The 13,262-nt window shown below is 34.1% G+C and carries 12 protein-coding genes and 2 tRNA genes; 1 reads left to right on the top strand and 13 read right to left on the bottom strand.

The window, feature by feature from the left end; genetic code table 11:
• Positions 1–30: 30 nt before the first annotated feature.
• Positions 31–2,625, bottom strand: coding sequence for a patatin-like phospholipase family protein (locus tag Q1A01_RS00505; protein WP_299674375.1), 2,595 nt, complete (start codon positions 2,623–2,625; stop codon positions 31–33).
• 311 nt (positions 2,626–2,936) lie between these two features.
• Here Q1A01_RS00505 and Q1A01_RS00500 point away from each other — a divergent pair, with 311 nt between their 5' ends.
• Positions 2,937–3,155 carry a hypothetical protein gene (locus tag Q1A01_RS00500; protein WP_299674372.1) on the top strand — a complete coding sequence of 73 codons (219 nt, stop codon included), beginning with the start codon at positions 2,937–2,939 and terminating at the stop codon, positions 3,153–3,155.
• Positions 3,156–3,219: 64 nt separating this feature from the next.
• Here the strand turns inward: Q1A01_RS00500 and Q1A01_RS00495 are convergent, their stop codons facing one another.
• The 12 genes from Q1A01_RS00495 to Q1A01_RS00440 all read right to left on the bottom strand — a co-directional run bounded on the left by Q1A01_RS00495 (position 3,220) and on the right by Q1A01_RS00440 (position 13,235).
• Complete coding sequence (locus Q1A01_RS00495; protein ID WP_299674369.1) at positions 3,220–3,546, bottom strand: hypothetical protein; 327 nt, start codon at positions 3,544–3,546, stop codon at positions 3,220–3,222.
• Positions 3,547–3,550: 4 nt separating this feature from the next.
• Complete coding sequence (locus Q1A01_RS00490) at positions 3,551–4,000, bottom strand: hypothetical protein (RefSeq protein ID WP_299674367.1); 450 nt, start codon at positions 3,998–4,000, stop codon at positions 3,551–3,553.
• 97 nt (positions 4,001–4,097) lie between these two features.
• Positions 4,098–4,826 carry a DUF434 domain-containing protein gene (locus tag Q1A01_RS00485; RefSeq protein ID WP_299674365.1) on the bottom strand — a complete coding sequence of 243 codons (729 nt, stop codon included), beginning with the start codon at positions 4,824–4,826 and terminating at the stop codon, positions 4,098–4,100.
• Between the two features lie 82 nt (positions 4,827–4,908).
• Entirely contained in the window at positions 4,909–5,379 is a 471-nt protein-coding gene (locus Q1A01_RS00480; RefSeq protein ID WP_299674361.1) for a YHS domain-containing (seleno)protein, read from the bottom strand.
• 46 nt (positions 5,380–5,425) lie between these two features.
• Positions 5,426–5,779, bottom strand: a complete 354-nt coding sequence (locus Q1A01_RS00475) for a hypothetical protein (protein ID WP_299674358.1) — start codon at positions 5,777–5,779, stop codon at positions 5,426–5,428.
• Between the two features lie 240 nt (positions 5,780–6,019).
• A complete protein-coding gene (fusA, locus tag Q1A01_RS00470) occupies positions 6,020–8,092 on the bottom strand; it encodes an elongation factor G (protein WP_299674356.1) in 2,073 nt (690 codons plus the stop codon).
• 451 nt (positions 8,093–8,543) lie between these two features.
• On the bottom strand, positions 8,544–9,119 hold the full coding sequence (locus Q1A01_RS00465) for a hypothetical protein (RefSeq protein ID WP_299674354.1): 576 nt from the start codon (positions 9,117–9,119) through the stop codon (positions 8,544–8,546).
• Positions 9,120–9,151: 32 nt separating this feature from the next.
• Positions 9,152–9,247 (bottom strand) — tRNA-Ser (locus Q1A01_RS00460).
• A 30-nt stretch (positions 9,248–9,277) separates the two neighbouring features.
• Positions 9,278–9,349 (bottom strand) — tRNA-Asp (locus tag Q1A01_RS00455).
• A 47-nt stretch (positions 9,350–9,396) separates the two neighbouring features.
• Entirely contained in the window at positions 9,397–10,788 is a 1,392-nt protein-coding gene (locus Q1A01_RS00450) for an SDR family oxidoreductase (RefSeq protein ID WP_299674352.1), read from the bottom strand.
• 19 nt (positions 10,789–10,807) lie between these two features.
• Positions 10,808–11,470 (bottom strand): hypothetical protein, encoded by a 663-nt coding sequence (locus tag Q1A01_RS00445; RefSeq protein WP_299674350.1) that lies wholly within the window; start codon positions 11,468–11,470, stop codon positions 10,808–10,810.
• Between the two features lie 376 nt (positions 11,471–11,846).
• Positions 11,847–13,235, bottom strand: a complete 1,389-nt coding sequence (locus Q1A01_RS00440; protein ID WP_299674348.1) for an RtcB family protein — start codon at positions 13,233–13,235, stop codon at positions 11,847–11,849.
• Positions 13,236–13,262: the final 27 nt, after the last annotated feature.

The raw sequence follows: 13,262 nt of genomic DNA, 5'->3' as shown, positions 1-13,262 counted from the left end.
TATTCTGATGTCAGAAATGATTGGATGTAATTATTTTAACCTAGTCGGTTTGGAACCGTTTACTTCATTAATGACTCTATTTATATATTCATTATCATCAAGCATACGCTTCATATATTTATAGCTACTTTCTCCCATATGTCTAGATAAAGTAGGTTCATAATATTGCCATTTATCAAAAAAACCTATAGTGTCCGTGCCTGTCATATCTAGAATTTGCTCATTATAACTATACAGTAGGTCTGCTAGTTTCTTTTTTTGGAGTTTGGTATAGGTTCCAGACATATGTTTTTCAATATCTTTTACCGTAATTTTATGTGGTAAATAGATAGGGTAGTAGGCTACTTTACCTTGTAAGGCATTTGTCATTGTATTAGGAGATTTTCCCCAATTTGTAAAGAAATCACTCAAGTACTTAGGGATTTTATTGTAGTTTAAAGCGGTAGATAAGTTTACAACGATATTGTCTTTTTCAGATTCATCGATAGATCGTACGTCAAATCCTTCTTCAATAAACTCTTCCATTAAATGATCTAAATACAGGGTTTTACTGTTTATAATATCTACAAAAACTACTTTTTTATTACTAAATAAAGAATCCTTTGTTTGATTTCTTAGATAATTGAAAACGTCTAGATTACCCAATAAACCACTATTATCTATGACACCGGCATCCATATAATGTCCATATCCTTTAATTTTTGCTGCTGGGCTTAATCCTGGAAATCTATTGGTCATGGATACCGCTTGGTAATAGGGTAGTGTTTTATCTTTTTCTATATATAGATCGGCTAGATTGTCTGCATTTGCAAATATGGTATTGAAGGACTCATTATCCTTAACAGACCATAATATACCTCTATTGGCTCTTGCACCTGCTGTATTCATAATAAGTGATGGGAAATATCCTTTGGCTCCATTTTCTTTAGTCTTAAATGCGTTGGCCCAATACTGTCTATATGCCATATCACTAAGGATGTTTTTACCAGGAGTACTTTCTATAAAGTTTTGATACTTGATCATTGAATAATAGGATCTATCTTGTAATCCTAAACCATTGGTGAATGGCCAGAGTTTTCTATATAAATCAAGACCTAAGGTGAAGGTAAGATCTGCAGATGCATAATCTTCTCTAGAGATCGCATCTATTTTTTGTCTTAACTGTTTATCATCGGTGCCATATTCTGCATATAAACCTGTATAAACAGCAAGTCCTAATGATCCTCCTGAAGCTCCAGATAAGGAGATGGTTTGATTTAAAAAGTTGTGGTTTGTTTCTTCTTGAATTTTTTGTAATACATTAATAGTCCACGCGTTTGCTTTCAAACCTCCTCCATAAGAAGAAATGAAAAATACACGATCTTCTTTTATGTCTTTTACAGCTTTTATAAAAGTAGCTTCCTCTATGATTTTTTTTGAATCTATGACATTAGCAACTGTTTCTATTTGGTGTGTTTTTTGTTCTGCAAATAAGAAAGACCCAATGGCTAATACCGTAAGTGTCGTGATTCCTAAAAAGGTTAACTTATAGGTTTTAGTATCTGAGTAACTTAGTTTATTCTTCTTTTTGGAAGTTAGCGGACTGTTTGCAACAAAGAGATATTTTCCTACGTTGGCAATAATCCAATAATAAGCAAACAAATACACAAGTAAAATAGGAATTACATTATTCCCTAATGGCCTTCCTAATATAGCATTGATATTCCAGTAGGTGATTAGTATAATTGAAATTATAAATATGGTGACAAATGTTTGTAAATAGCGTAATGGGCTTTGGAAAAATGATACGATTTTAACTAGGAATCGGAGTCTGTTTTTATCATTTAAATTTTGATAGACATAATATGCTCTTGACCTGATGAGTCTAAAAAAGACATAGCAATACATCATACAATACGTACATAACATGACAACTATAAAACCAAACCTGCTAAATATAGAATCACTTATTAAAATGTATAACAAGAGTACTAGTGATAATATCGTAGCTACTATATACCAATACATTAGTTTAGTGTGTAGTGCCAGTTTATCTTTAATAATATTTTTTGCTAATCTGTATTTAATGATAGCATAAATGATAATTGGAAATGTGAAAAATATGCCAATGATCCATGCTACTGCTTGTATAGGTAAACCGAGATTGTCATTAAAAAGTAAGTTAGGGCGTACGCTTTTGTATATAAAAATCACCCAAACTGCATAAATTACAATACCTATGCAATAGCGCAAAACGTTTGCAGTAACGCTCATTTTATAGTTTTTTGTATCTAGGCGATAGATAAAGTAAGGATATGAGAATTTGAACTTTTTTAAAATAGTAAATTCTATTTTTTCATCTTTCCAAGTAACCGCGTCTTTACTTTTGTTAAAACCCTGTGAGTAATAGGTGTAAATAGGATAATGAGATAAAGTAACTGCTAGTGCATTCACAAAAAAGAAACATAAAAATAAAGAAGACTTATCTTCCTCTAGCATATATACCATCATTGTATATGCTTGATCCATTTTGAATAAGATCAATAATATAAGTCCTAAAACGAGTAAGCTTAAAAATGAAGATTTTGTAAAGTCTTTGATAGATCTTCGTAACCCTCTAATAAATGCTACTAGATTTTTTGTCATTTTGAATGCTTTTGTTGTTGAAAAGTGTGCCTAAAATACTTACTGTGAATATATTAAATTTTATTTATACATTTAATAATGTATGTTTCTCATGATTGTAAATTTCATAAACTCGCTTTCTCGAAATGTTATACTGAGTTTGTCAAAGTAGTGAAACTAACAAAAAAGAAAACTATTATTTCCTAAGAAACACAGCTTTTAAAAACGTTAAAAATCGTTTCACTAGATTCTTTAAAATAGGGATGTATAAGTTGTAGTTGAGGAATATACTTTATAACTATATACTCTAATTTAATCCAAAATATTCAATTATGTTAAAAAAGATTTCAAAGATTACAGGAGCGGAAGCGTTAAGTAAAGATGAGCAAAAATCTGTAAAAGGGGGATTTGGTTTTCCAAATTTTGGAGGTGATTGCTGTGCATGTGTATTTACACCAGCAGGTCAGCAATTTCCTATATTCATAACGCAATCTTGTGATGACCCTTGTCCGACCAATGGAAGTTTAGAATATGAAGATACAGGATGCTAATAAAGCATAAGAAGAAAAGCGAACTCCTTTGAGTTCGCTTTTCTTTATGACACACAGCTATATCTTATGATTGTACTTGTGCTACAATTTTTGAAAGTACCGTATCTACAATCTTATTTTTAAAATGACCAATACTAATGCTACTCACGCCTATATTCTGTAAAGACTTTAATAAAAGTAAATCCTTCTGACTTTTAAGTAACCAGATTAACTCATCCTTATCTATACTTTGTGCTTTAAATAGCTTTGCCCATTTTTGTAATTTTTCTTTAGAATGTGCTAAGTATTCCTGCATATCTTGTGCAATAGCATTGCTTTGCTCATTAAATTTGTCTTTAGCAAGCTCCGTAATTTCTTCTTTTAACTCTTTAAATATGATATCAAAATCCATAGTATTACTTTTTTAAGGTGTTAATAAAATCAGTCATGGTTGCTGCTGCTTCTTTATCTTTCTTTTCTTCATAAGCGATTAGAATATCAAAAGCTTCTTCTATTTGAGGTTTCGCTTCACCTATGAATACAGGACTTAATGTTCCTTTTTCTTCCCATAATGCTAAATAACTTTTAATAAGCTTTTCGTCATTATTTAATAACCGCCACATACGAATGGTAATGTCATTTTTTGCTTTGCCTTCCTCATACGCAAGCATTTTTTGTAATTGGTTTTGTAATGCAATTATTTCTGTTCTATGAAGTGTATAGGCTTCATCACTGTGATCTATTAGACTTAGTGTCTGGATTTTTGTAGCAATCGTTTCTGTGTAGGTATAATGATCATAAAGACTGGCACAACTACTCAGCATAAGCGCAACGACTCCTATCAGTAAGGACATTTTAACTCTCATAACTTAGATTTTTTATATTGTTTGTAGATCAAATCTAGGCTATTTTACTGCTAAAAAAGAAGATAAACATCCTGTAAATCAGTAGTTTCAGTAAGTTTTAGGAAGCTGCGTTAGGTGAGAGAATTGTAGATGTTTCTTGCGTTTTATATGCTTCTATAATGGCTCCAGAAAGATTGAACCAATGGTGTGTTCTATCTAAAATCCAAGCATCAGAACTGGCAATTATATGATTGCTTTCTGCAAGCATTTTATCAGGATTGTATTCAAGTAGTATTTGCCATGGATAATTACGCTTTCGCGAAAGCTCACCCAGCAACATTTTCATTCGGCCACTATTACTCACAGGCTGATCAAACACCCAGATTACTTCCTTGACCTGCGCCTCCTTTAAAAAATCTCCCACCGCAATCAAGACATCTTGTGTTTGCTGTACACGTTTATAAGTGCCGTGTACGCTAGAAACATCTCGATAACAATTATCTACGCCTTTAAAGATATAAGCGCCAGAAAAGAAGCTTTCTAAAATAATAAGGATATTGAAAGCATCTATTACAAGCGTTTGATCTTTAAGCTGATTTGCAGCTATGGTAGTCGTTTTTCGCTGTGTGACTTGCGAAGAAGATGCGCTCATCCCTTGCACTGCTTTTTGCTGACGTGCATTGAGTCGATACCGATGCCCCACCAATTGTACAGATGATTTTTCAGAAAATCCTCTGGATAATAAATAAGAAACATCAGTAACCGCTTCTTTTATTTTAAACTGCATTTTAGAATCTCCAAATAAGAGATCATCACGTCCTTCTTTTCCTCGATTTCTAGTAGCCATTTTTTAGAATCAGTTTTAAAAATAAAAAAACGCCATGACATACATGGCGTTTTTAGGATTAAGAAGTATTAAATTAAAAATACTAGTTATGTGTTTTACTTAATTTGCTCCAGTTTTTGTCTGCAACACTTTTTAATTTTTTGTGATTGTTTTCAGCCAACCATAATTGTTTTGCATCTAACTCTACATTGTTTAAGAATAAGTAGTACTTACCGTCTTTTACAATAAATTTGTTTGGATCTACTCTGAATTTTGCTCCTGCATAGGTTCCAAAAGCACAGTATCCTCCGTATTGTGGTACATATTTAGCTGGACTTTTGTCAAAAGCTGCTTTTTGATCAGCAGAAGTAAAGTAATAAGCTACTTTGTTGTACTCAGATTTATAGGCTTTATTTCCTTTTTGAGCTAGGCCTAAATCTAAGTAAGATACAGGACTATATCCTTGAAGTGCGATATTACTATTATCTACGTTGTTTGCCATTTTGTCTTGGGCAAATACTGATGTAGCTACAAATAACGCTACGATGGCCAGGGTGGATTTAATTAATTTCATTTTCTTTTTTTTGTTTGTTTATTATTTATGTGATTGTTATTTGTTTTTAAGCTGCGTTAAAGTATTCTTCTTGAATTACTTGTCCTTGTTCATTCCATACTCTACGGATGATTTCATGCCAGTATATTTTACTTCCATCTTTCATATCAAAATCGAACGTAAATTCTGATGCAGATACATTTCCATCAACAATAGATCTGTGATGTGTGATTCCATTTACAGCTGCAATTGCTCCTGCAAATCCTTCCATTTTAGTAATCATTTCTGCTTTATCATTCGTACCTCCATTTCCATAATCAGAAGTGGTAGCATTGTCTGCAAAAAATTCTTTTACTGCGTCTACTATAGCTCCTTGACCTACTATAGCGTCCATTTTAGTTACTTGATCTTTAATGTTCATCTTTATTTTGTTTGTGTTATTTACTAATTACACTGCAAAGATGAAGCAAAAGAGGAGGGAAGATGCTACAAAAAAAGTACTAAGAATTGTACTTTTAATTTTGAAAATACAATAGGTGTTCTTATAAGAACACCTTTAATAAGATGTAAATAAAGCGATAGATACTGTAGTTCTTTTACCAAAAAGAGTATAGAAAATTATTTGCATAAAAAACGCCATGACATACATGGCGTTTTATCATTAACATACGACTTGTTCAAGAACAGTTGCCGTTACTTTTTGATATTTTAAAAGCGTTAAAGCAACAGATCCTCTACCACTCGTTAAGGTTCTTACATTGGAGATATATCCAAAGGTTTCTAAAAGAGGCACTTCAGCACGCACTTTTCGTTTCATACCGTTATCCTTGATTTCGGTTATCATTCCTCGCTTCTTATTAATGTCTGAAGTAATATTACCTAAATACTCCTCAGGACAATCAATCTCAGCTTGCATGATAGGCTCCAATAATTGCGGTTTTGCTAAAACAACCGCTTGTTTAAAACCAATCTTAGCAACCGTTTCAAAATCTAATCCATTTGAATCTTCTTCGTGCATTTTTCCATCTTGAAGAACCACACGCATAGATTCTATAGGATATCCAGCAATTACTCCCGTTTTCATGACTTCTATAAACCCTTTCTTCACACATTGGATATACTCTTTGGTAATGGCACCACCTCTGATTTCGCTTACAAAGTCTAATCCTTTTTCTGCGTCTAATCGCGGTCCTATGGTAAACATAATTTGCGCAAATTGACCAGTACCTCCATTTTGCTTTTTAAGCGTTTCCGTATGTTGTACAGTCGTTGTTAAAAGCTCTCTGAAAGAGACTTTAGGATTTCCTTTATTGATAGCGATACCAAAATCAGATCGCAATTTCTCTAAACGAACATCTAGATGAAGTTCTCCCATTCCTAAAAGAATCGTTTGTCCCGTTTGTTGATCATACGACATCTTTAAAGACGGATCTTCATCAAGTATCTTGGCGATAGCCGTTCCAAAATGTTTTTCATCATTTTTGGATTTTGGTTCAATAGCAATACTAATCACAGGATCAGAAACTTCAATCGCTTCGAGTACAAAACGGTCATTCATCATCGTCAATGTATCTCCTGTTTTGACATTTTTTAACCCTATAAAAGCAACTATATCTCCAGCATTGGCTTCTTGCAATTCTGTATAGGTATCGGCATGGATTTTCAAGATCCGACTCACACGGTTTTTCACACCCGTTTTTGAGTTGATAATAGATTGTCCTGCTGGGATACTTCCAGAATAAACTCTTGCCATTGCAAGGCTTCCCACATAGTTATCTGTCACTACTTTAAAAATAAATGCAGTGAATTTTTCACTATCTAATCGTGCTCTCTGTTCCTTTTCATTTGTGATCAGATGTATACCTTCTACATGCCCTAAATCTTGTGGAGCAGGTAAAAACTGAGCAACCGCATTTAATAATGGTTGTACTCCAATATACTTATAGGAAGATCCGCAAAGTACAGGAACTGCCTTACGAACTATCGTCATACGTCGTATACTTTCTAATAATTCAGACGAACAAATAACTGCGTCGTCTAAATACTGTTCTAGAATAGATTCATCATGACCTGCTAAGGTTTCTAGCAAGGTTGTTCGCCATTCTTTAACATCAGAAAGATATGCTTCAGGAATTTTTTTTTCTTCCCAAGTATGTCCAAGATCATGTGCATTCCAATACAAAGCCTTTTCTCTTATGAGGTCTATAATACCTTCAAAATCATCTCCATCTCCTATAGGGATTTGTGTGACTAAGGTGGTGACGTTAAACTCACGTTCTATATCTGTTACTACTTTAAAAAAATCGGCACCAATACGATCCATTTTATTAATAAAACAGATTTTAGGAATTTGATAACGATCCGACTGACTCCAAACCGTTTCTGATTGTGGCTCGACTCCAGAAGCAGCACAAAATAAAGCAACGACCCCATCTAAAATACGTAACGAACGTTCTACCTCAATTGCAAAATCAATATGCCCAGGCGTATCAATAATATTGATTTGATATTCATGTTCTTGATAGGTCCAATCTGCCGAAATCGCCGAAGAAGATATCGTAATACCTCTTGTCGCTTCTTGAGGATCGCTATCGGTTACCGTATTACCGTCATCTATATTGCCAGGTTTGTGTATGGTTCCTGTGTAATATAACATACGTTCTGTCGTGGTTGTTTTTCCAGCATCTACGTGAGCTATGATTCCTATATTTCTAAGTTTTCTATATTTTTTCATCTTTATAATAATTAATTTGTTGTGCATAAAAAAAGCCTCTCGGTAGGAGAGGCTTAGCAGTTGTTTTTATACAATAGGCTATCTCTCCCGAAATTTTCGGAATGTACTTTTTACTATAAATTTTAAGATGCACATGAGATATATGTTTTTATACTAGGCTACCTGATGTAGCTCCTATTGTTTTTGATCTGGTAAAATAGGTAGTATAAAAAAAGGCTTCCTAAAAGAAAGCCTTATATATTAAGATATAGAAATTTCAGTTTAGGATACGATTCTTATACTACCTAGATACACAGTCCTGATAGCGCCGTTACATGCAATGATGTTTCTGTTGTTAAAAATCGTTTTCATTTCTTTTGTTTTAAAAGACGGATCAAAAGTACACTTTACATTGAGATTTGCAAAAAAAATATTTTTGAATGGTTGTTTTTGATAATACTAGCTTATATTTTTAAGTTGCTCTTTTTGTTAATTCTTCGATTTTAGTAATCAACTTGAAACCTACATAGTCCCTTTTTTCGATATTTTTATGATAACAATCCCAATAACTAGTAATCCTTTGTTTCGTTTTATACCAATAGAGTTGGTTTTCTAAAATAAATTCAACTAAATGATTTGAATTTACTGTATCAAAATTGTACCAAACTAAATCAAGTATTTCAATTACATATTCTCCTAGCAGTTGAACTAAAAAAGGTACTGTCCAATATTCATTGCTGTCAATTATCTGGATTAAATACTTTTCTCTTATATATCCATTATGATGTCTAGTCAATATGCAAGCTAAAATTGTTTTTGATGTTTGTGATAAAGTTTTTGGTTTCATTAATCTATGCTCTTCCCAATAGATTCTTGAAGGCATTTCAATAGGATTGTTTTCGATATTAAATTCGTAACCCCAATGTGCATTATGTTTTGAATCAACTTTAATAAGTGACAGAAGATTTTCAATTTCATTTCCCAAGGCTTTTGGGAAAGAAGCCTTTAACCTTTTCAATTCATCTTCTATGTTGATACTTTGTTTCATTTTATGATACCTAACTATTTCATAAAAACAGCAAAGGATATATGAGACTCGAACCTGCCTTTGCCGGCAGGCAGGCTCATACCTCTAGATTAGCAATCTAGCGCTCTTCCAATTGAGCTACTATCCTTTGCCTTTAGTTATAGTGTTTTAAAATCACAAAGAACGGGTGAGACTCGAACTCACAACACCCTGCGTGACAGGCAGATATTCTTCCATTGAACTACCGTTCTTTGCTTTTTTATATGTTGTTTTATACACTTTCGCGAAAGCGTATACATTACCAATTTACTACCTTATAATTCTTTAATAATGTTCCTACAGGGTTATGTGTATTTTGTATTCCTTCAATAATAGGCACCATAATCCGCGCAGCACCATCTACAGGATCCAAAGGAGGAATATACCCTTTTTCAAATTGTTTTTTACGCAATTTTTCTTTAGCACCTGTTGATATCCATCCTACATCTACCGCATTCATATAAATACCGTAGGTTTCATATTCCTTACCCGAAGTTCGTGTGAGCATATTTAAAGAAGCCTTGGTCATATTCGTATGTGGATGATATATTGTTTTATTATTATAACTAAATATTCCTTCTGACGAGGTCACATTGATAATAAATTTCTTGTCAAATGTAGACGCTTTTAAAAGAGGCGTTAATTCCTTAATCAAAAAATACGGCGAAATCTGATTGATTAGATTTACCTCCAACAGCTCTACCATGCTTACTTCTTCTAATGTCGAATTCCAGCTCGTCTTTGTACGATTATCTATAGGTTGTCCAAATCGATTTAAAGAAACAAACCCTTGATGTGCATCATTCTCCAATAAGGTATGACCTGTAATAGGAGTTGCATTTGGTATTCCCCACTTTGTACCTTCTAAAAGGGTTAATTGCTTCTTCTCCTCGGCGATTAATGGGCCATAATACGAGTCTGTATATTTGATGGTTTGCGCTGCATTATTAATAAGAATATCTAATGAGTCATGTTGTTTCTTATACTCCTCTACAAATGTTTCTACCGCTGTTAGATTTCGTAAATCCAAACCATATAACGTGAGATTTTCTTTCCACGTATCATAATCTTTTTCTTCTTTGAATTGTGCCAATGCCAGCGCAGGAAAACGAGTTGTTACAGTCACGATAGCATTGCTTCGTAACAATTTTAAGGCCGTAGCATATCCTATTTTTACACGACCTCCTGTAAGAATAACATGTCGTCCAGATAAGTCAATGCTTTTAAATCTGTTTTCATAATTATTCTCGGCACATATAGGACATAACCTATTGTAAAAAAAATGCGCTTGGATATAATTCCAATTACAACAATAGCAGTTTTTGGGAATTTCTAGTGTTGTAAATGTATTTGAAGCCTTTTCTCCTTCAATACATATCATAGGAGCATTATGAACACTATAGGTAGTGGTGTTTTGCAAAGCATTTTGTGAAATAACAGAGTCATTTATAATGTCTAAGTCACGTTGTTTCTTTTGAGAATAACTTTCTTTACGTCTAATTTTTTTGGCTTGTTTCTGGATTTTTGCTATTAAGGCACCAAATTGTCGGTTATCAGGATTGTCAAAAGGATCATCCTTAAGTAAGAGAAGTACTTTGAGGCAATTATTCCATTCAGTTTCTGTAAATGAGTATTTTGTAAAATCGTTCATAATCGTTTCATATTTTAACTCACAAAAAAGGCTCTAAAAACCCGATGAGTTGTGTGCCTTCTTTATTCCATCGAATACCGTGACCACTGGGAACTCTAATTTCATACACAAGTTCATGCTTGTAATGATAAAAGATATTCCACCAAGTTTGGGTTTGGATCATCTCTGTAATTTGTTTTTTTATGGTTTCTTCTTTCTGAGTTGGATTTCCTTTTGCAATTCCCCAAAATACATCTGAAGAGCGTCCCATGTGTTTTTCCCAAGCTCGTGTCACCATCGTAATCTGATCATTATACGGCGCAAAACAACTTTCTAATAAGGTTTTTTCAGAAGGAGGAAGGGCACGTATATCTTTTATACTTGCCGAGGTCCATCGTTGTCCCATGATGACCAATAAATGCTCAAATGGTGTGGCTTCGATAGCCTTTGCCCATTCTTCCGGAGGTGTATCTGATACTTTAAAAAGAGGGATAAAATGTGCTAACACCTTTTCAGGAGTTGGCGTTACTTCATCTTTAAAGTACGGTAACCCATAATCAGGTGGAATTCCCTGTTGTGCATAGGTCTGTAACGCTTTCGCGAAAGCGTATAAAGGTTCTTCCTCCAAAAAAGGAGCATACTGTTTCTTCCATGTTTCAGGAAGGAACGGTGTACTTTCTTGTATGAATTTAATTATATTCATTGATATATTGCAATGTTACATTATATGTATTTGTTAGTCTGAGCATTTCGACAGGCTCAGTGTGACACCTGTCGAAGGCTTTTAAACTAGTTTTAGCAATCCCACCACATTGTTTTATGATATAATGGAAATTCAATACTATATCCTTTCATTTTTTTTCTTAGGATTTCTTTACAGCGACATCTGTACTCTTGTCTTTTTTCTTTAGTGTATTCGCTACCTAATTTATCAAAACGTACTGAAGCACTTCGTGTTCTTTTTTTTCTTCTGTGCTTTGTTTTAAAATTGTAAATCTTTTTGTTGTGATAAGATTTCATTTGAAATGTATTTTAAGTTATTACTTAAAACACACTTCCTTTTTTAGTTGCCATCATTTTTATTTTTTAGCTTCTTGTTTCATTCTTCTTTTTACTTTCCAAGGCGCATTTTTATCATGATCGCCTGCCATGATACATCCGTATGGCATCACTTCATCTATCACCGTACCTAGACCAAATTCATCCATTTGTGCTCTCACAGCTTTGGCATTTTTATAGGCACTTGGTAATTCTGAAACATCAATCTCTTTAGAGAAGAAACGTACATCTAGACCTGCTGTTTCTTCTGCAAAAACCGCTTCATTAGTCATACTAGCTTTTGTTTTTTTATGATACGTACGACTCACATTTCTTCCTGCGCCATGTGGTGCAAAACCAAGGTTGTTTGTCGTCGTTTCTCCAGACACAATTAATACAGGTTCAGCCATGTTTAACGGAATTAAACGCGGTCCTGTAATATCAGGCATAAATTTCGCGTCAAGCGGCGTAGCGCCTTTTGCATGGTAAAATAAATCCCCATCTTTAAAAACAAAGTTATGTTCGTTCCAAAATCGGTTTTCAGCTTCTAGTCCTAATTTTTCTAGAGTTGCATCATGAATACATTCGTGGTTTTGCTTGGTCCATGCACGCATCACTTGTAGGGCGTCCCAATACGTTTGACCTTCTTCTGTATCAAACGGAATCCATGCATTTTGACGTAAGGTATCTGGTGATAAGATCTTTCTAAAACGTTCGGCAAGTTGCATTCCTTTTTTATACAATTTGGCACCCGGTGCTCTTGATCCGTGATGGGTAATCATCATGGTATTTCCTGTTTGTTCAGAAATTCCAACAAATAAGAAGTGATTTCCATCGCCTTGTGTTCCTAAATGCGCACGAGCGGCTTTGATGATATTTTTATCATTCAATATAAAGTTTCCTTCAAAGGCTTCTAATAGCTCTTTTGGGAATCTATATTGATCATTACGATCTCTTCCTCCTGGACCAAAATGCGTACTCGCATGTGCGGCATCTAATACTTCTTTCGGATCTGCTTTTCCAAAATCAGTAAGCATTACTGAACAACAGATATCTGCACTATGCATTCCTGGATGGATGGCATTTTTAGTCACCACCACACCACCTACTGGAATGGTTCCTGTAGGTCCCGACGGACATGCATCAGGCATCACGGCACCATCTACGATCGTTGGCGTTTTCATAAGCGTATTCATCGTATTGATTACAGCCGCAACATTATCTTCTTCTAATTCATTTTCTGCTTTGATATTGATCTTATAATCGATGGCAGTTTTATGTAATTCTTGGATAGGAGGCAATTTGTATTGCTCTAAATAGGCAAGCATCGCTTCTCCTTCTAATCCATTTTCATTGATATGCGTAATCGCTTCTGGAAACCATTTTCCAGATCTAAATCCTAAGTCGATTAATGTTTTTCCTGTAATCATTTTTTCTATTCTTTGTGTTTACTGGAG

The sequence above is a fragment of the uncultured Dokdonia sp. genome (assembly GCF_947492815.1).
Lineage (GTDB): Bacteria > Bacteroidota > Bacteroidia > Flavobacteriales > Flavobacteriaceae > Dokdonia.
The sequence above is the reverse complement of the archived record's forward strand: the minus strand, read 5'-3'. Positions and strand labels throughout refer to the sequence as shown.